General features: G+C 71.4%; 22 protein-coding genes. 14 read left to right on the forward strand and 8 right to left on the reverse strand.

Going from position 1 to position 20,643, the window contains the following annotated elements; translation table 11 throughout:
- Window positions 1–51: 51 nt before the first annotated feature.
- On the forward strand, window positions 52–1,272 hold the full coding sequence (locus tag OU415_RS26160; protein WP_270951888.1) for a phosphodiester glycosidase family protein: 1,221 nt from the start codon (window positions 52–54) through the stop codon (window positions 1,270–1,272).
- Window positions 1,273–1,317: 45 nt separating this feature from the next.
- The gene (locus tag OU415_RS26165) at window positions 1,318–1,512 is read left to right on the forward strand and encodes a hypothetical protein (RefSeq protein WP_270951890.1); all 195 of its coding nucleotides are present in this window, start codon (window positions 1,318–1,320) and stop codon (window positions 1,510–1,512) included.
- A gap of 6 nt (window positions 1,513–1,518) precedes the next feature.
- Here the strand turns inward: OU415_RS26165 and OU415_RS26170 are convergent, their stop codons facing one another.
- A complete protein-coding gene (locus OU415_RS26170) occupies window positions 1,519–2,319 on the reverse strand; it encodes a crotonase/enoyl-CoA hydratase family protein (protein WP_270951891.1) in 801 nt (266 codons plus the stop codon).
- A gap of 221 nt (window positions 2,320–2,540) precedes the next feature.
- Here OU415_RS26170 and OU415_RS26175 point away from each other — a divergent pair, with 221 nt between their 5' ends.
- From OU415_RS26175 to OU415_RS26185, 3 genes are all read left to right on the forward strand, one after another.
- A complete protein-coding gene (locus OU415_RS26175; protein WP_270951930.1) occupies window positions 2,541–3,185 on the forward strand; it encodes a FadR/GntR family transcriptional regulator in 645 nt (214 codons plus the stop codon).
- 46 nt (window positions 3,186–3,231) lie between these two features.
- Window positions 3,232–4,197: an asparaginase gene (locus tag OU415_RS26180; protein WP_270951893.1), complete on the forward strand. Its 966-nt coding sequence runs from the start codon at window positions 3,232–3,234 to the stop codon at window positions 4,195–4,197.
- A gap of 147 nt (window positions 4,198–4,344) precedes the next feature.
- Complete coding sequence (locus tag OU415_RS26185; RefSeq protein ID WP_270951895.1) at window positions 4,345–5,535, forward strand: RtcB family protein; 1,191 nt, start codon at window positions 4,345–4,347, stop codon at window positions 5,533–5,535.
- A 154-nt stretch (window positions 5,536–5,689) separates the two neighbouring features.
- Here the strand turns inward: OU415_RS26185 and OU415_RS26190 are convergent, their stop codons facing one another.
- The 3 genes from OU415_RS26190 to OU415_RS26200 all read right to left on the reverse strand — a co-directional run bounded on the left by OU415_RS26190 (window position 5,690) and on the right by OU415_RS26200 (window position 8,207).
- A complete protein-coding gene (locus OU415_RS26190; RefSeq protein ID WP_270951896.1) occupies window positions 5,690–6,691 on the reverse strand; it encodes an aldo/keto reductase family protein in 1,002 nt (333 codons plus the stop codon).
- A gap of 98 nt (window positions 6,692–6,789) precedes the next feature.
- Complete coding sequence (locus OU415_RS26195) at window positions 6,790–7,749, reverse strand: nucleoside hydrolase (protein WP_270951899.1); 960 nt, start codon at window positions 7,747–7,749, stop codon at window positions 6,790–6,792.
- 26 nt (window positions 7,750–7,775) lie between these two features.
- The gene (locus OU415_RS26200; protein ID WP_270951900.1) at window positions 7,776–8,207 is read right to left on the reverse strand and encodes a protein-tyrosine phosphatase family protein; all 432 of its coding nucleotides are present in this window, start codon (window positions 8,205–8,207) and stop codon (window positions 7,776–7,778) included.
- 99 nt (window positions 8,208–8,306) lie between these two features.
- Here OU415_RS26200 and OU415_RS26205 point away from each other — a divergent pair, with 99 nt between their 5' ends.
- Entirely contained in the window at window positions 8,307–9,086 is a 780-nt protein-coding gene (locus OU415_RS26205) for an SDR family NAD(P)-dependent oxidoreductase (protein WP_270951901.1), read from the forward strand.
- 14 nt (window positions 9,087–9,100) lie between these two features.
- Entirely contained in the window at window positions 9,101–9,577 is a 477-nt protein-coding gene (locus tag OU415_RS26210) for a cupin domain-containing protein (RefSeq protein ID WP_270951902.1), read from the forward strand.
- Window positions 9,578–9,581: 4 nt separating this feature from the next.
- Here OU415_RS26210 and OU415_RS26215 read toward each other — a convergent pair whose 3' ends face one another.
- Window positions 9,582–10,418 carry a PhzF family phenazine biosynthesis protein gene (locus tag OU415_RS26215; RefSeq protein WP_270951903.1) on the reverse strand — a complete coding sequence of 279 codons (837 nt, stop codon included), beginning with the start codon at window positions 10,416–10,418 and terminating at the stop codon, window positions 9,582–9,584.
- 108 nt (window positions 10,419–10,526) lie between these two features.
- Here OU415_RS26215 and OU415_RS26220 point away from each other — a divergent pair, with 108 nt between their 5' ends.
- Both OU415_RS26220 and OU415_RS26225 read left to right on the forward strand, forming a co-directional pair.
- Window positions 10,527–11,417, forward strand: a complete 891-nt coding sequence (locus OU415_RS26220) for a class I SAM-dependent methyltransferase (RefSeq protein WP_270951904.1) — start codon at window positions 10,527–10,529, stop codon at window positions 11,415–11,417.
- Between the two features lie 70 nt (window positions 11,418–11,487).
- A complete protein-coding gene (locus tag OU415_RS26225; protein ID WP_270951906.1) occupies window positions 11,488–12,576 on the forward strand; it encodes an AI-2E family transporter in 1,089 nt (362 codons plus the stop codon).
- A gap of 221 nt (window positions 12,577–12,797) precedes the next feature.
- On the opposite strand, the gene OU415_RS26230 is transcribed toward OU415_RS26225, so the two are convergent.
- A complete protein-coding gene (locus tag OU415_RS26230; RefSeq protein ID WP_270951908.1) occupies window positions 12,798–13,202 on the reverse strand; it encodes a DUF6292 family protein in 405 nt (134 codons plus the stop codon).
- 232 nt (window positions 13,203–13,434) lie between these two features.
- Between OU415_RS26230 and OU415_RS26235 the strand changes: the two genes are divergently transcribed.
- Window positions 13,435–13,695 carry a GlsB/YeaQ/YmgE family stress response membrane protein gene (locus tag OU415_RS26235; RefSeq protein ID WP_270951910.1) on the forward strand — a complete coding sequence of 87 codons (261 nt, stop codon included), beginning with the start codon at window positions 13,435–13,437 and terminating at the stop codon, window positions 13,693–13,695.
- A gap of 193 nt (window positions 13,696–13,888) precedes the next feature.
- Entirely contained in the window at window positions 13,889–14,959 is a 1,071-nt protein-coding gene (locus OU415_RS26240) for a hypothetical protein (RefSeq protein ID WP_270951911.1), read from the forward strand.
- On the opposite strand, the gene OU415_RS26245 is transcribed toward OU415_RS26240, so the two are convergent.
- Window positions 14,952–16,358 (reverse strand): aromatic amino acid ammonia-lyase, encoded by a 1,407-nt coding sequence (locus OU415_RS26245; RefSeq protein ID WP_270951912.1) that lies wholly within the window; start codon window positions 16,356–16,358, stop codon window positions 14,952–14,954. The genes OU415_RS26240 and OU415_RS26245 overlap by 8 nt on opposite strands.
- Before the next feature lie 18 nt (window positions 16,359–16,376).
- Window positions 16,377–16,940 (reverse strand): cysteine dioxygenase, encoded by a 564-nt coding sequence (locus OU415_RS26250; RefSeq protein ID WP_270951913.1) that lies wholly within the window; start codon window positions 16,938–16,940, stop codon window positions 16,377–16,379.
- A gap of 158 nt (window positions 16,941–17,098) precedes the next feature.
- Here OU415_RS26250 and OU415_RS26255 point away from each other — a divergent pair, with 158 nt between their 5' ends.
- From OU415_RS26255 to OU415_RS26265, 3 genes are all read left to right on the forward strand, one after another.
- Complete coding sequence (locus OU415_RS26255; protein ID WP_270951914.1) at window positions 17,099–18,106, forward strand: LacI family DNA-binding transcriptional regulator; 1,008 nt, start codon at window positions 17,099–17,101, stop codon at window positions 18,104–18,106.
- A 118-nt stretch (window positions 18,107–18,224) separates the two neighbouring features.
- On the forward strand, window positions 18,225–19,778 hold the full coding sequence (locus OU415_RS26260) for an alkaline phosphatase D family protein (protein ID WP_270951915.1): 1,554 nt from the start codon (window positions 18,225–18,227) through the stop codon (window positions 19,776–19,778).
- A gap of 7 nt (window positions 19,779–19,785) precedes the next feature.
- Complete coding sequence (locus OU415_RS26265) at window positions 19,786–20,625, forward strand: polysaccharide lyase family protein (protein WP_270951916.1); 840 nt, start codon at window positions 19,786–19,788, stop codon at window positions 20,623–20,625.
- The last annotated feature ends 18 nt before the right edge of the window (window positions 20,626–20,643 follow it).

Here is a 20,643-nt window from a genome sequence, read left to right on the forward strand (position 1 = left end):
CGGGTGGTTCGGTGATCGAAACCGGAGTGCGGGATCCCAGGAAGGCGGTCGATGATGGCCCTCGTCGAGCTCGGGCGCCGGAAGGCGTTGAGCACCGCGGTCGCGGTCGGCGCGTTGCTGTTCTCCACGCCGGATGCGACAGCCACCGAATCGCTGCGCACCGAGACGCAATTGGCACCGGGCGTCGCGTACCGGTCGTTCGAGATGTCCACAGCGCACGGTCCGGTGGTGGCCTACCTGCTCACCGCCGACCTGAGCGTTCCGACCGTGGAGCTCGACCTGCTGCACCCGGACTCGGTCGCCGCGCGCGACGAGATCCCCGACATGACCAACGCCCAGCGGGCGGTCGCCGGCGTGAACGGCGACTTCTTCCACATCAGCGAGTCGCACGAAGGGATCCCGGCCACCGGATCGTCGGTGGGCCCGGCGATCGCCGACGGCGAGGACCTCAAGGCCGCAGTGCCCAACGGCCAGCGGTTCGGTCCCGCGCTGCCCGCCGGGACTTCCACCGAGGACGTCTTCGGGGTCGGCGCCGACCGGCGGGCGCGCGTCTCGAGCCTCGAACTCGACGGGTTGCTCCGCAGCGGTGGCCGAACCGCCGAGATCTCCGGGTTGAACCAGTACGCGCTGCCGGTGGACGGCATCGGCGTCTACAACTCGGATTGGGGCGAGGTTTCGCGCGCGAGGGCGGTGTGCGGAACCGACACCGACCGCTCGGCGCCGTGCAGCGAGCAGACCGAAGAGGTCGTTGTCCGCGACGGCGTGGTCACCTCCGCGCAGGACCAGCCCGGTGCCGGGGACATCCCGTCCGGAACGGTGGTCCTGGTGGGCCGCGAGGGCGGTGCCGCCGAGCTGGAGAAGCTCGCCGTCGGTGATCGCGTCGTCGTCGAGACGCACCTCTCGGCAGCCGAGGAGCCGCCGCTGGACTTCGCGGTCGGCGGTTTCCCGATCCTGCGCGGCGGACGTCCGCTGCCCGACCTCGACAGCGGAGAACTGGCTCCGCGAACGGCGGCCGGGGTCAGCGCGGACGGCAGCACGGCCTACCTGCTGACCGTGGACGGGCGTTCGGCGGCCAGCACCGGGTTGAGCGTGCGCGAGACGGCCGAGCTCCTGCAGTCCTTCGGCGCGGTCGACGGGATGAACCTCGACGGCGGCGGTTCCTCGACCGTGGCGGTCCGCGAACCCGGCGAGGACGCGGCGACGGTGCGCAACGTGCCCTCCGACGGTGTGCCGCGACCGGTCGCCAACGGAGTCGGCGTCTTCTCCCGCTGAAATCAGATACCCTGCAGGGGTATCTGACACGGGACGGGGAAACCGATGCGCACTCTCCTGCACCTGCAGCGGACGCACGAATGGCGCCGAACGCACGCCAGGCTGGAAGCCGTCGTGCACCTGTGCTGCCGCCGGCTCGTCCCCGCCATCACCGCCGAGTTGAGCCGCGGCGGCACCGCCGGCGAGCTGACCGCGCGGATCACCGCCCGCGCCGCAGCCCCCTGCCGCGGGAAGCGCTGATCGCGCTCACCGGAACGTGCGCTTGGCGAACTCGGCGACCGCCTTGCCCGCGTTCGCCTTGCGGGCGATCTTGTGGTTGGCGCCGAGCAGCAGGCGGAGCTGGTAGGCGCTCTCCCAGCGGAACGCCTGCCACGGGGAAACGTGCCAAACCCGCTGGAACAGGCGCTTGGTCGCGGCCACCGAGTCCGGGGAGCGGGTCGCGAGCTGCTCGGCCAGCTCCACCGCCGCCGCGTGCGGATCGTTGCCGACCTCGGTGACCAGGCCGAGCTCGTGCGCCTTGGTCCCGTCGAAGACCTCCGCGGTCATGGCCAGGCGCTTGGCGACGTCCATCGGCAGCAGCTCGCGCAGCGTCGCGGTGCCGCTCATGTCCGGCACCAGCCCCCACTTCGCCTCCATCACGGAGAACTGCGCGTCCGGCGTCGCGAACCGGAAGTCGGCACCCAGAGCCAGCTGGAGCGCACCGCCGAAGCAGTGGCCGCGGATCACCGCCAGCACCGGGACCGGCAACCGCCGCCAGGCCCAGCACGCCTCCTGGTAGAGGTTGGTCGAGCGCCACGGGGGCCGGAGGAAGTTGAGCATCATCTGCCCCTGCTTCTCGCCCACCGACGCGAAGTCGAGCCCGGCCGAGAACGAGCGCCCCGCACCGCTGAGGACGACCGCCCGCACCGACCGGTCGGCGCGCACCTTCGCGGCGGCGTCGATCAGGGCGCGCAGCATCTCCAGGTCGAGCCCGTTGAGCCGGTCATCCCGGGTCATCGTGACGTGGGCCAGCGGCCCGTCGGTCTCGACCGACACGCGATCCGACATCTGCGACTCCTCGGGTTCAGCGGTGGACCACCCGATCCTACTGGTCGGTAACATCGCTGGTCGACACCCCTCGATCATCGACCCCCGGTCACGGGACGTGTTCTTCATCGCCCTTTCGGTCCAGCGTCGCCGAACTGTTGACAACGGAACGTGTTCGATTCAGGCTTCGTGCTGTGAACCTGTCTGACAGCCGGACAACCGGTCTCCAGCGCGTCAGCGCGATGGAGGCCCTGCTCGCCCACCTCCGCGACGCCATCGCGCGCGGCGAGTACGCCGTCGGCGCCAAGCTGCCGTCCGAGGCCGCGCTGGGCAGGGAGTTCCAGGTGAGCCGATCGGTCGTGCGGGAGGCGCTGCGCGGCCTGCAGGCCCTCGGGCTCACCACGTCGCAGGCAGGCAAGGGCACCTTCGTCGTCGCCGACGAACCCGTCGACAACCCCAGATTCGGCTCGTACTCGGCGCGGGACCTGCTGGAAGTGCGGCGCCACGTGGAGATCCCGGCCGCCGGTTACGCCGCCCTGCGGCACACCCCCGATGACCTGGGCCTGCTCACCGACCTGCTGGAGCGGATGACCCGCGAGACCGACGACACCGCGTGGGTGGCGCTGGACTCGCTGTTCCACATCACCGTCGCCCAGGCTTCGGGAAATCCCGTGTTCGGCAAGGTCATCGAGGAGATCCGGGACGCCCTGGCCCGGCAGTCCGCCTTCCTGAACCAGCGCGGCGACCGCCGCGCAGCCTCCGATGCCGAGCACCGCGAGCTCGTCGATGCCATCGCCAGCGGCCAGGACAGCGCCGCGGCCGAGGCGATGGCCCACCACCTGGCGAACGTCGAGCACGCGCTCGGTGACCTCGTCAGCCGCCCCTGAACACCCCGCAGCCGGATCCGACCGCGCCCCACGAGGAGGCCCCCGAATGAACCCTGCTCCCCCGACCGGGGTGCCCGCGCACGCGCCGCTGGTGCACGTCCTGCGCGACGGCCTGGTCGAAAGCGTCCACCACGGCTCGGTCGTGGTGCTGGGACCGGACGGCTCGACGCTGTTCCAGGCCGGTGACGTCGACAGCGCCTTCTACCCGCGTTCGGCGGCCAAGCCGGTGCAGGCGGTGGCCATGGTCCGGCTCGGCCTGTCGCTGCCGCCGGAGCTGCTCGCGCTGACCGCCGCCAGCCACTCCGGTGAGCAGGTCCACCTCGACGGTGCCCGGCGCGTGCTGGCCGCGAGCGGATCCACCGAGGACGACCTCGGCAACCCGGCGGACCTGCCGTTCGACCCGGTCGAGCGGGACCGCTGGATCTCGGCGGACCGACCGGCGCGCAAGCTGGCGCACAACTGCTCGGGCAAGCACGCGTCCATGTTGCGCACCGCGCAGGTGAACGGTTGGTCCACAGCGGACTACCTGGATCCGGACCACCCCTTGCAGCGGGAGATCGCGGCCACCGTCGAGGAGCTCACTGGGCAGCGGATCGCGCACGTGGCCGCGGACGGGTGCGGCGCGCCGTTGTTCGCCGTGTCGCTCCGCGGCCTGGCCGCGGCTGCCGGGCGGATCGCCAGCGCACCGGACGGGACGCCGGAAAGCGCTGTCGCGAAGGCGATCCGGTCGCACCCCGAGATGGTCGGCGGAACTCGGCGCGATGCCACCGCGCTGATGCGGGCGGTGCCGGGGCTGATCGCCAAGGACGGTTTCGAGGCGGTGCAGATCGCCGCGCTGCCGGACGGCACGGCGATCGCGCTGAAGATCGCCGACGGCACCGACCGCGCACGGCTTCCGGCAACGCTGGCGGCGTTGGCCCTGGCGGGCGTCGCCCCGGAGGCGCTGGAACCGTTCGCCGATCCGCGGTTCGCTGTGGTCGACGAGTTGTCGCCCGACCTGCGCGCCGCCTGATCCCACCGGCCTTCCACGGCCTCCGACTTCGTCCACATCAGACGGTCTCCGTGATGCACCTCGCCGCGCTGTCGATTAATTCGGTGGCGTCGCGCGGGGAAACGCGTGATCATTGACGAGTTCCAGGAGTTCGGAGGAAGGACGATCATGCACACGGCAGTCGACGGCGCCAGGGTGCCGATCCGGATGTGGGCGGATCCGCAGACCGTGGAAGACGCCGCGATGCGCCAACTGCACAACGTCGCCAACATGCCGTGGGTGCACGGCCTGGCCGTGATGCCCGACGTGCACTACGGCAAGGGCGCCACCGTCGGCAGCGTCATCGCCATGCGCGACGCGGTGTCGCCGGCCGCGGTGGGCGTCGACATCGGCTGCGGGATGAGCGCGGTGCGCACCTCGCTCACCGCGAGCGATTTGCCCGACGACCTCGGCGTGCTGCGGCGGCGGATCGAGTCGGCCGTCCCGGTCGGCTTCGCCGTGCACCGCACCCCGGTCAACCCCGCCCGCGTGCACGGCACCGGCGGATGGCAGGAGTTCTGGTCCGGTTTCGGCGACCTGCACCCGGGCGTGCAGAACATGCAGGACCGGGCGCGGGCGCAGGTCGGCACGCTCGGCGGCGGCAACCACTTCATCGAGGTCTGCCTCGAGCAGGGCGGTCCGGACGCCGGCCGCGTGTGGCTGATGCTGCACTCCGGTTCCCGGGGCATCGGCAACGAGCTGGCCAAGCGGCACATCGACATCGCCCGCAAGCTCCCGCACAACGCCGACCTGCCGGACCCGGACCTCGCGGTGTTCGTGGCCGGAACCCCGCAGATGCAGGCCTACCGCCGAGACCTGTTCTGGGCCCAGGACTACGCGGCGCGCAACCGCGCGACGATGCTGTCCCTGGTGCAGCTGGCACTGGCCGACACGGTGCCCGGAACCCGCTTCGACGCTCCGATCAGCTGCCACCACAACTACGTGGCCGAGGAGGTCCACGACGGGGTCGAGGTGCTGGTGACCCGCAAGGGCGCGATCCGCGCCGGGTCGGGCGACCTGGGCATCATCCCGGGGAGCATGGGAACCGGGTCGTTCATCGTGCGCGGCCTGGGCAACGTCCGGTCCTTCGAATCGGCCTCGCACGGCGCAGGTCGGCGGATGTCCCGGACTAAGGCCCGCAAGACCTTCACCGAGGCGGACCTGGCAGCCCAAACCGAAGGCGTGGAGTGCCGCAAGGACGGCGGCGTGGTCGACGAGATCCCGGCCGCCTACAAGGACATCGAGTCGGTGATCGCCGCGCAGACCGACCTGGTCGAGGTCGTCACGCACCTCAAGCAGGTCGTCTGCGTCAAGGGCTGACCCCCGCGAATGCGCCGTGGCCGTGCCGCGGCGCCTTCGCGCGTCCGGGCATGCACAGCCGGAAAACGGATTGGCTCACCGCACGTCGCCGGTGACTTAATAGGGCTGAGCGCAGGTGGCGCGGAGAGGCCTCCGCGCCACCTCGCCCGCCGCGTCAGTTCCGGACCTTCGGTGCGTTGGCCTTGGTCAGGGCCGGGTCGCTGATCACGACCGGGTCCAGGACCTCGTCGATCTTGGCCAGCAGGTCCCCGTCGAGGCGCACGCCCGCGGCCTTGACGTTCTCGGTGACCTGCTCCGGGCGGGAGGCGCCCATGATGGCCGCGGAGACGTTGGAGTTCTGCAGCACCCACGCCACCGCCAGCTGGGCCATCGACAGCCCCGCCTGGGCAGCGAGCGGTTCGAGCTGCTGGACCCGGGTCAGCACGTCGTCGCGCAGCCAGCGGGCGACGAAGTTCGCGCCGGTCTCGTCGGTGGCCCTGCTGCCCGCGGGCGGTGGTGTTCCCGGGCGGTACTTCCCGGTCAACACGCCCTGCGCGATCGGGGACCACACGATCTGCCCGATCCCGAGCTCCTCGCTCGTGGGCACCACTTCGCCCTCGACGATCCGCCAGAGCATCGAGTACTGCGGCTGGTTCGACACCAGCGGGATCCGCAGTTCCCGGGCGAGCCGGTACGCGGCGCGGATCTGCTCGGCAGTCCACTCCGACACCCCGATGTAGAGCGCCTTGCCCGACCGGACCACGTCGGCGAACGCCTCCATGGTCTCCTCCAGCGGCGTTTCCGGGTCGTACCGGTGCGCCTGGTAGAGGTCGACGTAGTCGGTCTGCAGGCGGCGCAGGGACGCGTCGATCGATTCCGCGATGTGCTTGCGGGACAGCCCGCGGTCGTTGCGGCCCGGTCCGACCGGGAAGTACACCTTCGTGAAGATCTCCAGCCCGGCCCGGCGTTCACCCCGCAACGCGCGGCCGAGCACCTCCTCGGCGCGTCCTTCCGCGTAGACGTCGGCCGTGTCGAAGGTGGTGATCCCGGCGTCCAGCGCGGCGCGGATGCACGCGGCCGCGGCCTGCTCCTCGACTTGGGAACCGTGCGTCAGCCAGTTCCCGTAGGCGATTTCGCTGATCACCAGACCGCTGCGGCCGAGGTGGCGGAATTCCATGGCTTCTCCCCGCTCGTCGACTGATCGTTCCCGGAGCCCCGCGGGCCCCGGGGCCGAGTATCGCCCGCGCCGGGAATCCCGACCGGCCGCGCCGACGGTCAGGAAGCGGTGTCGCGGGCGAAGGTGGTGAGGAGGAGTTCGTTGAGCCGTGCCGCGTCCGCGTGCAGCGCGACGTGCGCGTTCCGCTCGGACTTCGAGTCGGGTCGCGTGTCGATGACGGTCCGCCCCACCGTCAGCGGGCTGGCGGTCTCCACCTCGACGGGGAAGGAACGGGTGGAGATCACCTCGGGTTCGACGAGGTAGGCGGTGCACACCACGTCGTGCACCGGCGCCGCGTTCCCGGCCACGGCCATCTGCTCGTAGGCGGCGATCCGGCGCGAGATGAACCGGGCCGCGGCCGTGCCCGCCGGGGTGCCCAGTCCTTCCAACGCATCGCAGGTCGTCTGCGGGACCAGCGCCTGGTGGGTCGCGTCGAGCGTCACCAGGGTGAGCGGGTCGAAACCGGCGGATAGCACCACGCTCGCCGCCTCGGGGTCGGCCCAGATGTTGAACTCGGCGGACGCGGTCACGTTGGCGACGGCGTGCCCGCCGCCCATCACGACCAGTTGTTCCACCGCGCCGGCCAGCGACGGGTCGATCGCGAGCGCGGTGGCGACGTTGCTCAGCGGCCCGACGGCCACCAGGGTGATCTGCTCCGCGGTCGCGCGCAGGGTCTCCACCAGGTACTCCACCGCGCCGGTGTCCTGCGCCGCGATGCGCGGGGCCGGGATCGGCAGGGCGGTGCCGTGCGGGTCGTGGTCGTCGTCCTGCTCGAAGTGCCGGCCGCCGGGGAACCCGCGCCGGACGATCGGTCTCGGCACGCCCGGGTGCACCGGGATGCCCGGGCAGCCGATCCAGTCCAGCACGCGAAGCGTGTTGTCCGTGGTGTTCTCCAGCGGCACGTTGCCGTTGACCGTGGTGACGCCGAGCAGGTCGAGATCGGGGTGCAGCGCGGCGAACATGATCGCCACGGCGTCGTCGGTGCCGGTGTCGACGTCGAGGATCACCTTGCGGGCCATGGGTTCCCTTCCGCTGTCCGGGCGAGTCACGGGGTGTACTTGGCGACGTAGCGCTTCTGCCAAGGGGTTTCGACCGCGCGCGGGTCGTAGTGGGCGCGGACGTAGGCGACGGCTTCGGCCGCCGGGACTCCGTCGATGACCGCGAGGCAGGCCAGTGCGGTGCCGGTTCTCCCCTTGCCACCGGCGCAGGCGAGCTCCACCCGCTCGTGCTCGGCCCGCTCCCACGCTTCGCGGAGGACCTGGCGGGCCTCGGCCCGGTCGGCGGGCAGCCGGAAGTCCGGCCAGCGCAGCCACCGGCTCTCCCACTCGACCTGAGGTGGCTGCTTCCCCAGCAGGTACACGGCGAAATCCGGTTGCGGTCCAGCGGGAAGCGGCTTGCTCAGACCGCGTCCGCGGATCGAACGCCCGGAAGGAAGTTGGAGCACACCGACCGCGGTCGGTTCCCACAACTCGATCATGCCGCCAGCCTACCGCGATCGCGGTGCGACCCGGTCCAACAGCGGCGACCGAACGTGCGGCACCCTGGTGCGCGACTCCTACGACGAAGGGATGGCGGCATGGACCAGGTGCCGGGCGCGGATGGCTTCGCGGGCAAGGTCGCGCTGGTGACCGGCGCGAGCGGGGGCATCGGCAGCGGGATCGCGCGCCGGTTCGCGCAGGCCGGAGCTCGGGTGGTGGTCCAGTACCACCGGGACGAGGCCGGTGCGGGCGAGGTCGTTCGCGACGTCGAATCGACCGGTGGCAGCGCCGTCGCCGTTCAGGCCGACCTCCGCTCCCCCGACGACGCCGACCGCGTCGTGCAGGTCGCGCTCGACAGCTTCGGGAGCTTGGACGCCGCGGTGCTCAACGCCGGGGTCCAACCGCTGCAGCCGCTGGCCGAGATGTCGCTCGCCGACTTCCGCGCGGTGCAGGAATCCAATGTGGACGCCACGTTCCTGGTGCTGCAGGCCGCGCACCGCGCGATGTCCGCGCAGGACGGAGGTGGCGCCGTGGTCGCCATCGGATCGATCGTCGGTTCCCAGCCCAAGCCGGGATCGGCGCACTACGCGGTGTCCAAAGCGGCCGTCGGCATGCTGGTGCGCTCGGCCGCGCTGGAGTACGCGCGCGACGGGGTCCGCGTCAACCTGGTCTCCCCCGGCCTGATGGACCGCCCGACGATCCGGGCGGACTGGCCGGAAGGCGTGGCCCAGTGGGAAGCCGGCAACCCCATCGGCCGGCTCGGCCAGCCGACCGACATCGCCGATGCGTGCCTGTTCCTGTGCGGTCCGGGCAGCAGCTGGGTGACCGGGCAGGAGCTGGTCGTCGACGGTGGCGCCTCGGTGCGCCCCACCTGGTGAACGGGAGGAGCAGCATGCACATCGGTCTGCCCGGTGGGGACGATCCGGCCGTCGGCCGGGCGCTGATCGAGCGGCTCGGCTTGGAGCCGCTCGAAGGGGAAGGCGGTCACGTCCGCAAGATGTACGCCGACGAGAACATGTCGTCGGCGATCTACCTGATGGTCGCGCCGGACTTCTCCGCCCTGCACAAGCTGGACTCCCCCGAGGTCTACCACTGGCAGGGCGGAGCGCCGGTCCGGATGCTGGTGCTCGATCCCGACGGCACCAGCCGCCGGGTCACGCTCGGCCCGGACCTCGATGCCGGTCAGGTGCTGCAGGTCGTCGTCCCGGCCGGCGCCTGGCAGGGCTCCCGCCCGGGCGGCGCGTGGTCGCTGGTCGGGCTGACGCTTTCCCCGCCGTTCCGGTTCGAGGGGTTCGCCCTGGGCGACCGCGCCGACCTCCGCCGGGGTTGGCCGGAGGCCGCCGACGAGATCGACGCGCTGACCCGCTGACCGGTCACAGCTGGACTTCGCCCTGGATGCAGGTGATCGCGGTTCCGGCGACCCAGATGGCGCCGTGCTCGTCGCGGTCGATCGAGATCCGGCCGTCCGCGCCGACCGCGGTGCCCTGGTGCGCGGTGTAGTGCTCGGGGGCTCGTCCGGTCCCGATGAGCCACTGCGCGATGCCCGCGTTGAGGCTGCCGGTGACCGGGTCCTCGAGCACTTGGCCGCCCTCCGGGAAGAACGCGCGCACCTCGAACTGGTACTCCCCTCCCGGCGGGTGCGGGCCCACCACGCCCAGCGGCGGAAGCGTCGCGGGTGGGGCGGACACGTTCAGCACCTCGTCCGCGCTGTCGAGCAGGACGCCCACCCAGCCCGGTCCGTTGTCCACCCACTGCGCGTCTCGGAGGCGTCCCAGCCAGCTGGCGAGCTCGTCGCGCAGCTGGTCGTCGACCGGTCCCTCGCGGATCAGCGGCGGCGCGACGAAGGCGTAACGACCGCTGTCGGCGCGCAACTCGATCAGGCCGGCGGCGCACTCCTGGACGATCCGCTCCCCGACCGCGTCCGGTCGCCGGGAGAGCCAGGCGTGGCAGCTGCCGAGCGTGGGGTGCCCGGCGAACGGCAGCTCACCCGCTGGGGTGAAGATCCGGACCCGGTAGTCGGCCTCGGACGTGGTCGGCGGGAGCAGGAAGGTCGTCTCGGAGAGGTTGGTCCAGCGCGCGAACCGCTGCATCTCCTGATCGGACAGCCCGTCGGCGTCGAGCACCACGGCGAGCGCGTTGCCGGTGCAGGGATCCGCGCCGAACACGTCGACCTGGGCGAAGGGACGGCGTACACCACCAGATGTCGTCACCGCCCCATGCTCGCAAGAACACCCGACCGCGCAAGGTCCAATCGCGGTGCACTGGCATCGCGGAAAATCGGTGGCCCCGCTGGAATCCCGGCCGCTAGCCTCCGGCCCATGGTCTACGAGCACCCCCTGGCGTACCTGCTGGGATTGGAAGGCGTGGCGCTGCTTCGCAGTTTCACCGGGGAGCACGACCGGGAGTTCGTGGCCGCGCGGATCGCCGAGGTCCGGCGGCTGATCGATGACGGATCGCTGGCGGACGCGGCAGTCGAGGCCGAGCGGGTGGACACCGTGACCGGCTACCGGACCTGGTCGGGGACCTACGACGACGGCCGCAACTCGGCGTTCGACTTCGACGAACCCGTGGTCGAGAAGATCCTCGACGGGCTGCCGGCGGGTACCGCGGTGGACGCCGCGTGCGGAACCGGGCGGTTCGCCGAGATCCTGGCCGGGCGCGGGCACCGGGTGGTCGGGGTGGACAGCTCCCCGGAGATGCTCGAGCGGGCGCGCGAGCGCGTCCCGGAGGGCGAGTTCTCCGTCGGCGACCTCACCGGCCTGCCGGTCGGTGACGCCACCGCCGACCTGGTCGTCTGCGCGCTGGCGCTGACGCACGTGCCATCGCTGGGACCGGTCTTCGCCGAGTTCGCCCGGGTGCTGCGCCCCGGCGGGCACCTGGTCATCTCCGACATGCATCCCGGCCGGGTGATGTTCGGTTCGGTTCCGACGGTGCGCGACGCCGAGGGCAAGCCGGGGCGACTGGTCAGCCACCGGCACGAGATCGGCGACTACCTGCGCGTTGCGCTGCCGCTGGGATTGCAGGTGCGCGGCTTCGAGGAACCCGCCCTGCCCGGGATGCCCGCATCGGGCCCCGCTGCGGCGGAGCCGGGCCCGTGGGACTTGTGGCCGTGGTCGCTGGCCGCCATGGTGCCCGAGGCCGCTGCGGCGGCGAGCGCCGACATGCCCGCGACGATGATCTGGCACTTCCAGCTGGACGACCAGGAGTAGCCGCCGAACCGGCCACAGTGGACGCACAGGCGCGCGTTTGGTGATCAGCGCTGCGGGCCAACCACGTGCTGTGGGTGATACCGGCGCGAGCGGGATTCCCCGCGGTCTGCGCGTCGCGGCTGCGGTGGGGTGGCGGCTGCTCGTGCTGGTCGCCGTGGCGTGGGTGCTGTGGCAGGTCTTCGACGTGCTCTACGGCGAGGTCATGTCGGTCGCGGTAGCCGGTCTACTCGCCGCGCTGATGGCACCTGCGGTGAACTGGCTCGTGCGCAAGGGGATGCACCGCACGCTGGCGGCCCTGCTCGTGCTCGTCGGCGGGCTCTGCGCGCTCGGCGCGGTGCTGGCGGTGGTGATCAACACGCTGGTGGCCGGGGTGGCCGGGCTGAGCGAGCAGCTGGTCGCCAGCTTCGAGCAGATCCGCAGCTGGCTCATCCGCGGCCCGCTGAGCCTGAGCCAGCAGCAGCTCAACGAGGTGTTCCAGCAGCTCACGCAGGCGCTGCGGATCGACCAGAGCGGGTTGCCGACGACTGCGCTGGCCACCACCGGCACGCTGCTGCGGTTCCTGGCCGGGATGCTGCTCGGGCTGTTCACCCTGTTCTTCTTCCTCCGCGACGGCGGCCGGATCTGGTCGTTCGTCGTGCAGGTGACGGTGCCGCGAACAGTCCGCCAGCGCGTGCACGTCGCCGGCCAGCGCGGCTTCGCAACGCTCGTGGCCTACGTGCGCGCGACGGCGGCCGTGGCCTTCATCGACGCGGCGTTGATCGGCATCGGAGCCCTCGTGCTCGGGGTCCCGCTGCCGTTCGTGCTGGCCGTGGTGATCTTCCTCGGCGCCTTCGTCCCCTACGTCGGAGCGGTGGTCACCGGCGGACTGGCCGTGCTCGTCGCGCTGGCCGCCAACGGGTTCGTCACGGCGTTGATCCTGCTGGCCGTGGTGGTGTGCGTGATGCAGCTGGAAGGCCACGTGCTGCAGCCGTTCCTGCTGGGGCACGCCGTGCGGCTGCACCCGTTGGCGGTGGTGCTCAGCGTGACGTCGGGCTTCACCATCGCCGGAGTGGGCGGAGCGGTCCTGGCCGTGCCGCTGGTGGCGACCGCCAACACCGTCGTGCGATCGCTGGTGACCGATTCGCGCGCCTCCCCCAGCACCAACGGACAGGTGCGGTGACGCTCCGGACTCGTCTTTGATCCTGGTTCTTCATCTTTGATGCGCCGCCAGGCGCATAGCCCACTCCCGCAGCCGGCACCGCCGCGGGTTCTCAGCGTTCGCCTGGCGAGGACGGCCCGACTGCCGTGTATTGGCATACATAAAGTCGGGCACCCGCAGTCCAGGCGGGCGCTGAGGTTCCGCCACCTGCACCGCCACGCAAAACGAGTCAAAGACAGCGTTCAGGCCCGGAAGTGGGCCAGGCGGTGCTCCAGCTCGTCGCCGGCATTCGGCATGCGGAACGCCGGCGGCAGCACCAGGCCCGGGCTGCGGCCGCGGACCGCGTCGGCCAGGAACCTCCGCACCACGCTCGGGTGCGGGAGGATGTCGCCGCCGAGGAACTGCAGGGCGGTGGTGTCCCCCGTGCCGTCGGTCTCCACGCGCAGCGCCCACCCGCTGACCTCGTCCCAGGTCAGCAGCAGCGGGTAGTCCAGCAGCGTCGGCACGCGCGAGCACACCAGGATGATCGCGGTGGCCAGGCCGTCGTCGAAGTCGACGTCCACCTCCGCCACGTCGTCCCCCAGCGCGTCCGCCACGGACCGGATGTAGTCGACCAGACCGCTGGCCGCCTGGCTCCTCGTGTCCATCGCCGTCCCCCCTCGGTTCTCGGACATCGCTCCCCACGGGTATCCACGCCGGACGCGGCGCAGACGTACCGAAGGCGTGAACCGTCCGCAGTGGACCTTTCGGTGGACGCGGCACCCCAGCCGCAACACCAGCACCGTCGGATCCCACCCGCCACCACCTCGCCCGGCGGGGAATGCCCCGGGCAAACGGCGGGTAGTCGTGGGGTCACCGTTCGGACGAAGGAGTACCACCATGGGGATCCTCAGCTGGATACTGTTCGGGCTGATCGCCGGGGTGATCGCCAAGTTCATCCTCCCCGGCCGAGATCCCGGCGGGATCATCGTGACCACCCTGATCGGCATCGTCGGCGGGTTCCTCGGCGGCTGGATCGCGTCCCACCTCACCGGCGGCGGCGTCACCGGCTTCAACCTGATGAGCTTCGTGTGGGCGGTGATCGGGTCGCTGATCCTGCTGCTGATCTACCGCCTGATCTTCCACCGGAGTCACGCTTGACCGGCACCACCGGGCGAACCGCCGAACGGGTCGTTACCCCCTTAGCGGGAAGCGAAAACCTGCACCGCCGCACGGGATCTGCCAGTGTTGGGCACCCGCGATCACGCCTCCGGCCGCCACCCCGACCGGAGCGATGCGCGAAGTTCCCTCCCGTGCCGCTCCAGCCAGGTCACAACGCTTCCCGGAGGTTCCCATGGCACTGCCGTTCCCCATCTCCGACTCCCGACGCCGCGTGCACCTGGTCGGTTCGTTGCCGCCCGACATCGCCCCGGACGCCGTTTCGGGCATGCGCTGGGTGCTCGAGCACTCCGGGAACGCCGAGCTCACCGCGCTGCCCTGCGACGTGGACCCGAACTGGATCATCGACTACCTGCTGGCGCGCGCCGAGGTTCCCGGGCTCGAGACCGCGAAGTCCGGTGATGGGAGCAGCTACGCCACGATGCCGGTCTACCGGGTCCGATCCGGGCACCGGCTGACCACCGACGACATCGCGCTGGGCCGCCCGCCCGAGGTGGCCGCGGCGGTCGCCGCACGTCGCCGGCTCGACGCCGGGCCACCCGTCCAGGTCAGCGTTCCGTCCTCTTTGGACCTCTCGATCTTCACCCTGGGCGTCGGGCAGACGCCGCGCTTCCACGCGGTTTTCGAGCAGATGGTCATCTCCGAGGTCACCCGGATCGCTCAGTCCCACGGCTCCGAAGTGACCTTCCAGCTGGAGTCCCCGGCGGTCCTCTACGTCATGCACCGGGCACCGGCCGCGGCCCGCCGGGCGGCGGCACGCCTGCTCGCCCACCAGCTGGCCAGGCTCATCACCGCCGCCCCGCGATCCGCCCGGTGGACGCTGCACCTGTGCTACGGGGATCTCGGGCACCACGCGCTGTTCCGACCGGCAGGCCTGCGCTCCGCCGTGCAGGTGATCAACGCGTTGGCGACGCGGCTGCGGCACGTCGGTCATCCGCTGCCCGCCATGCACATCCCGCTGGCCCACGGCGATCAACCACCGTCCAGCTCCGCCACGAGCTACGCGCCGCTGCGCGACCTCACCCGAGGCGTCGAGGTGATCGCGGGCTGCGTCGACGAACACCACCCGGAGCTGTCCGCCCGTGCACTCCGGCACACCGAAGCCGCCCTCGGACAACCCGTCGCCGCCGTGGCTGCCGCCTGCGGGCACGGCCGTCGGACACCGGAGGAAGCACGGCTCAACCTCGAACTCGCCGAGCGACTCGCGCAGTCGGTTCCGGCCCGACGACCTGCCGGCATCAGGTGAGCTCGTCGAGCAGGGCCGCGGCGATCGAAACGTCGTCGGACAACGGGCGATCCTGCACGTCCGGGTCGAGTCGGCAGCACGCCTGTTCGTAGAGCTCCCGGACGGGTGCCTCGATCCGCGACTCGAGCATCCGGTGCGCGCGCACCGCTGCGACGAGCTCGCACGCCAGCACCAGGCGGTACGCGTCGGCCAGCTGTTCGGTCTGCCGTGCCGCCTGGGAGGCGAAACCCGCGTGGTCTTCGGTTCCCCTGGACAGCACGGCGTGCCCGAAGGTCGCGGGGAAGGCAGCGGCGCGCAGTTCGGCCAAGGCCGATCCCGCGCTGTACTCGAGCAGCATGATTCCCGAGCTTCCCGGCGGCCCGGCGGCGAGGAACGGCCGAAGACCGGTGTGCTCCGGTTCGGTGAGCATCGACAGCCTGGCCGCGGACAGCTGCGCGGTGGCCAGCACGGCCAGTCGCAGCCGGTCCAGGGCGAGGGCCAGCTGCGCGGTGTGCGAACCGCCGTGGTGGAAGGCACCGACCGGGGTGATCAGCGGGTTCTCCGCAGCCGCGTTGATCTCCGCGGACAGCACCGACTCGGCATCGGCCACCGCCTCCAGCGCAGGCCCGTGCACCTGCGGGAAGCAGCGCAGTCCGAACGGGTCCTGAACGCGCCGGCCCGGGATCGCCGCGCCGCCCAGCTGCGCGAGGACTTCGGCGGCCACCCGCTTCGCTCCGGCGTGCGGCCGGTTCCGGTGCACTTCCGGCGCGAACGGTTCGGTCGCACCACCGACCGCGCACAGCGTCAACGCGGTGACTCGCGTCGAGGCGTTCAAGAGCTTTCGGACCGTCGCGACGGCCAAGGCCGCCCGGCCGATCGTCAGCGCGTTGCTGCTGATCAAGGCCAGCGCATCGCCTTCCTGGAAGGTCACCGGACTCGGCGGCTGCCCGTTCCACCTGCCGGCACCCGTGAGGGCCAGGCCGAGCTCGGCCAGCGGCCCGAGGTCACCCGTGCCGACCGAGCCGTGCTCGTGCACCTGCGGGTGGGCTCCGCTGTTGAGCACGGTCACCATCGCCTCGGCGATGGCCGGTTGCAGACCCGACCCACCGCGCAACACCTGGTTCACCCGCACCGCCAGCATCGCCCGGACCTCGCGCTCCGGCACCGGATCTCCGATCGCGCTCGCATGGCTGCGCAACAGCCGCATCCCGTGTCCAGCACCGGACGCGCACTCACCGCAGTTGCCGCCAACACCGGTGGTCCTGCCGTAGACCGGTTGCGTCAGCTCGCAGGCCGCCTGCCAGCTCCGCCGCAGACGTTGCGCGCCGCTGGCCGCGATCGTCACGCGTGCCGCGCCGTCCGCTATCCGCCGGAGGTCCGCAATGGACAATCCGGTGCCGTCGAGGGCCACGACGGACATCGGTCCTCCCGGAACGGCTCAGTGCGAGGAGTTCGCGAAGTCGCCGACCGGGCGCAGCTCGTCGGCGTAGGACACCGAGATGCGCCGGAGCACGCCGTCGAGCAGCGCGTACTGCCCCATCCGCCACAGCGGTGGCGAGTAGGCGTGGATCGAGACGCTCTCGTTCGCCTTCCCGGTCAGCCGGTGGATGTGCTCAGGGCCGGAGCCGTAGACGTGCCCAGCAGCGACCTCGGTCCGCAGGCTGCGCCCGCCCAACGTCGGGTTGTGCTCGACCAGAGCTCCCCGGACCACTGCGACGGCGAACGAGGAGACGTCGTGGTCGTGCCAGCCGGTGTCGTTCTCCGGGGTCCAGCACAGCAACCACACGTCGACATAATCGTCTCGGTGCAGCGAGGCGTAGTGCCGCTTCTCCCCGCTGAACGCAACGTGCTGCTCCCACGACTCAGGTCGGCGGGTCAGGTCCGCGACCACACCGAGCAGCTCCCCCACGTCCAGGAAACGGCCGGGCAGAGCGTCGAGCGCCCGCACTCGGTCGACGGGGAGCGCGCGCCGCGCGGGTACCGCGAAAGGTTCACCGAACACCGCTGCCTCCTCCCGGAGCGACGGCCGGACCGGCCCGCCGCACGAAGGCCGCCGCCCTTGTGAAGCGCTTCAGTGAATGGTTTCAGTGAAGCGCATCACCGAGGTCCCGGTCAAGCTGTTCGGGCGGCCGGAGTCGGCGTGCGCGCTAGGCTTTTCGGGTGCCACGCCGCAAGCGCCCCACGATCAAGGACATCGCCGCGGAAACCGGGCTTTCCCCGGCGGCGGTCTCCTACGCGCTGCGCGGCCTGCAGGTGCCCGAGGAGACCCAGCAGCGCGTGCGGGAGGCCGCCGACCGCCTCGGCTACGAGGCCGATCCGGTGGCCCGCGCGCTGGCCAGCGGACGCACCGGCATGATCGGCGTCCTGTGCAGCTCGCTGGAAGACCTGTGGCAGCAGAAGTTCGCCACCACCCTCGGCCGCAGCTTCCTCGCCGCGGACCGCAACGCGCTGTTCATGGACTCCGCAGCCGATCCGGAGCGCGAAGCCCTGCTGGCCAAGAACCTGCTGGACCAGCGGGTCGACGCACTGGTCACCATCCCGGTCGACCCGACCTCCCGGCACTGGGCGCTGGCCGCCGAGCGGACGATGCTGGTGGCGATCGGCGACCCGCTGCCCGGCGCCCCCACCGCCGCCGAAGTCGTGTTCGACAACGCCCTGGGCGTCACCCACGCGCTGAACACGCTCGCCGAAGCAGGGCACCGCGACGTCCTGGTGCTGACGCCGGGACCCCGGCTGCTGCGGCAGCGGCCTGCGGAGAAGATCGTCCAGGACGTCGCGCAAGACCTCGGCATGGAGCTGCGCGTGGTGGCATGCCCGAACGACCTGACCGAGGCGGCGGAGACGGCGCGCACCGCGCTGGCCGATGCGCCTCGACCGACTGCGGTCTTCTGCCTGACCGACTCGATGGCTTACGGCGTCTACGAAGCCGCGCGCGATCTCGGCCTGGACATCCCGGCGGACCTCTCGGTGCTCGGCTACGACGACCACCCGGTTTCCCGCCTGCTGACCCCGGCCCTGTCCACCTACCGCTGGGACGTCCGAGCAGTGGTCGACGCGGTGGTGCAGCGCGTGCTCAAGGCGGTCGACGAGAACCGCCGCAGCCGCCGGAAGCTGATCGCCCCGGAACCGAAACCGCGAGGCTCGGTCTCCGCACCCCCCACCCGGTGAAGCCGGACAATTCCGATCAAGCGGTCTACGGGAGTACCCGCTCCGGAAACCTGATCTTCATCTGACGTCCCTTCCGGGCGTTCAGGCTGGCGTTCGTCGTCGATCTGAACGGAGCACGATGAGCGCGTCACCAACCGGCCTCGACCGGCGCACGTTCCTGCAGCTGGCCGGGGTCACCTCGGCGGCGGTCGCCCTGGGCATCTCCGCGCCGGGCGCGGCAGGCGCCGTGCCGGGAAATCCGCTGCCCGACGGCACTTTCAGCCTCGGGGTGGCCTCCGGCGATCCCCGGCCGGACGGCGTCGTGCTCTGGACCCGGTTGGCCCCGGAACCGCTCGCGCCGGACGGACACGGCGGCATGCCGCAGAGCCAGGTTCCGGTGCAGTACGAGGTCGCCGAGGACGAGCGGTTCAGCCGGATCACCCGGCGCGGCACGGTGATCGCCTCACCCGAGCTCGCGCACGCGGTGCACCCGGAGGTCGGCGGCCTGCAACCGGGCCGCGAGTACTTCTACCGCTTCCGCGCCGGGAACCAGCTGAGCCCGGTCGGACGCACCCGGACGCTCCCGGCGCCCGGCGCGCAGGTGGCGACGTTCAACTTCGCGACGGCCTCGTGCCAGGCCTGGTACCACGGGCACTTCTCGGCCTACCGGCACATGGCGGCCGAAGACCTGGACGCGGTGGTGTTCCTCGGCGACTACATCTACGAGTACGGCATCACGTCGAGCAACCTGTGGCGGCGCAGAGCACCCGAGCTCGGAGCTGAGCACCAGGTCGAGATCGAGACGCTGGAGCAGTACCGGCTGCGCTACGCGCTGTTCAAGACCGATCCGCACCTGCAGGCCGCGCACGCCGCCGCACCGTGGTCGGTGACCTGGGACGACCACGAGGTGCAGAACGACTACGCCGCCGACCGGTCGGGTTACGGCATCTCCCCGCAGCACTTCCTGCACCGCCGCGCGGTGGCCTACCGGGCCTTCTACGAGCACCTCCCGCTGTCGGTGGCCGCGCTGCCGGAAGGCCCGACGGGCCACGTGCACCGGCGCTTCGACGTCGGGGCGCTGGCTCGCTTCAACATCCTCGACACCCGCCAGTACCGCGATCCGGTGCCCGCGGACTCCGCGGAGCAGCACGACGAAGCGCGCACGATGCTGGGCCGCGAGCAGGAGAAGTGGCTCCACGACGGGATGGTGGACTCCCCGGCGCGCTGGAACGTGGTGGCCAACGGCGTCGCCGTCGCCGCGATCACCGAGAACCGCGTCGACCAGTGGGACGGGTACCCGGCGGCGCGGCGACGGCTGATCGAGGCGATGCAGCGCACCAGCAATCCCGTGGTGTTCACCGGTGACATCCACAAGCACGTCGCCGCCGAGCTCAAGGCCGACTTCGCCGATCCGGCCTCGCGCACCGTCGGCGTGGAGCTGATCTGCACCTCGATCGCCTCCGACGGAGACGGCGCGCCGACCGACGACTACACCGAGGACTGGTTGCAGCACCCGTACGTCAAGCTCTACGACGGCCGCCGCGGTTACGTGCGGTGCAGCCTCACCCCGGACGAGCTGGTGTCCGACTTCAAGGTCGTGCCGTGGATCCAGGCGGACGCGAACGCCCCGGCCGAGACCGTCGCCCGCTTCAGCACCCCGGCCGGAGAGCCCGGTCTGCACAGGAAGGCCTGACCCCGCGATGCCAACCGCACCTCCGCCCACCGCAACCGGTTTGCGCGGCCGGGGCGAACTCGCCCGCATCCTGCTCGACTGGGAGCCCGCGCCGTGGGAGACCGTGGTCGACCACTACGCGGTGCACGGCGCACCCGGCGCCGACGTCGCAGTGTCCCCGGAGACCTTGCTGGTCAAGACCGTCTACCCGCACTTCGAGCACAGCGGACTCGGCGGCGCCGCGCAGCAGTGGACCTACCGAGTCGTGACGGTGGACGCCGCCGGTGCGCGCAGCGAACCGAGCCGGCCGGTCACGGTCACCAGCCGGGAATCGGTCAGCCGGTCCGGGATCCCGCTGGCCGTGGTGGGCGAGTTCGACGGCAAGGGCCTCGAGTTCGCCCTGTCCCCCGCCGGCTACGCCGACTACCCGGCCGCTTTCCCCAACGGCGTCGACTTCCGCGTCGGCGTCGACGACCCCCGCACCGGCTGGAGCTATCTGCATCCGGGCCCGGCCGATGGCTGGGCCGGACGCCGGGACCACCGGTTCCGGCTGACCTTCGAGCTGACCGACCTGCCGACCAGCGGCGCGGACCTCGCGGTGTGGCTCATCGACAGCCACGCGCCCAAAGCGGGGTCGGCGGTCTTGAGCATCAACGGAACCCCGGTCGACCGCCTGCGGTTCGCCGGTGGTGCCACCAAGGGATCCACGCAGGGCGACAGCACGGTGCCCGGCTCCCCGCTGAAGCCGTCCTACCTGGAAGTGCCCCTGCCCCAGGTGTTCCGCGTCGGCGAGAACACCATCGAGCTGCACAAGGACGACGGCTCCTGGATCGCATACGACGCGATCGGAGTCTTCGCCAGGCGCTGAGCACCACTTCCGTCGTGG

This window comes from Saccharopolyspora oryzae, from assembly GCF_027853915.1.
GTDB classification, from domain to species: domain Bacteria; phylum Actinomycetota; class Actinomycetes; order Mycobacteriales; family Pseudonocardiaceae; genus Saccharopolyspora; species Saccharopolyspora oryzae.

What these genes read in the sequence shown, in the direction of transcription:
- OU415_RS26230 (WP_270951908.1), bottom strand. Translation starts at nt 13,202, where the DNA reads ATGGACACGAGGAGCCAGGCGGCCAGCGGTCTGGTCGACTACATCCGG.
- OU415_RS26240 (WP_270951911.1), top strand. Translation starts at nt 13,889, where the DNA reads ATGGCACTGCCGTTCCCCATCTCCGACTCCCGACGCCGCGTGCACCTG.
- OU415_RS26165 (WP_270951890.1), top strand. Translation starts at nt 1,318, where the DNA reads ATGCGCACTCTCCTGCACCTGCAGCGGACGCACGAATGGCGCCGAACG.
- OU415_RS26265 (WP_270951916.1), top strand. Translation starts at nt 19,786, where the DNA reads ATGCCAACCGCACCTCCGCCCACCGCAACCGGTTTGCGCGGCCGGGGC.
- OU415_RS26180 (WP_270951893.1), top strand. Translation starts at nt 3,232, where the DNA reads ATGAACCCTGCTCCCCCGACCGGGGTGCCCGCGCACGCGCCGCTGGTG.
- OU415_RS26245 (WP_270951912.1), bottom strand. Translation starts at nt 16,358, where the DNA reads ATGTCCGTCGTGGCCCTCGACGGCACCGGATTGTCCATTGCGGACCTC.
- OU415_RS26235 (WP_270951910.1), top strand. Translation starts at nt 13,435, where the DNA reads ATGGGGATCCTCAGCTGGATACTGTTCGGGCTGATCGCCGGGGTGATC.
- OU415_RS26205 (WP_270951901.1), top strand. Translation starts at nt 8,307, where the DNA reads ATGGACCAGGTGCCGGGCGCGGATGGCTTCGCGGGCAAGGTCGCGCTG.
- OU415_RS26200 (WP_270951900.1), bottom strand. Translation starts at nt 8,207, where the DNA reads ATGATCGAGTTGTGGGAACCGACCGCGGTCGGTGTGCTCCAACTTCCT.
- OU415_RS26220 (WP_270951904.1), top strand. Translation starts at nt 10,527, where the DNA reads ATGGTCTACGAGCACCCCCTGGCGTACCTGCTGGGATTGGAAGGCGTG.
- OU415_RS26170 (WP_270951891.1), bottom strand. Translation starts at nt 2,319, where the DNA reads ATGTCGGATCGCGTGTCGGTCGAGACCGACGGGCCGCTGGCCCACGTC.
- OU415_RS26195 (WP_270951899.1), bottom strand. Translation starts at nt 7,749, where the DNA reads ATGGCCCGCAAGGTGATCCTCGACGTCGACACCGGCACCGACGACGCC.
- OU415_RS26190 (WP_270951896.1), bottom strand. Translation starts at nt 6,691, where the DNA reads ATGGAATTCCGCCACCTCGGCCGCAGCGGTCTGGTGATCAGCGAAATC.
- OU415_RS26185 (WP_270951895.1), top strand. Translation starts at nt 4,345, where the DNA reads ATGCACACGGCAGTCGACGGCGCCAGGGTGCCGATCCGGATGTGGGCG.
- OU415_RS26210 (WP_270951902.1), top strand. Translation starts at nt 9,101, where the DNA reads ATGCACATCGGTCTGCCCGGTGGGGACGATCCGGCCGTCGGCCGGGCG.
- OU415_RS26175 (WP_270951930.1), top strand. Translation starts at nt 2,541, where the DNA reads ATGGAGGCCCTGCTCGCCCACCTCCGCGACGCCATCGCGCGCGGCGAG.
- OU415_RS26160 (WP_270951888.1), top strand. Translation starts at nt 52, where the DNA reads ATGATGGCCCTCGTCGAGCTCGGGCGCCGGAAGGCGTTGAGCACCGCG.
- OU415_RS26260 (WP_270951915.1), top strand. Translation starts at nt 18,225, where the DNA reads ATGAGCGCGTCACCAACCGGCCTCGACCGGCGCACGTTCCTGCAGCTG.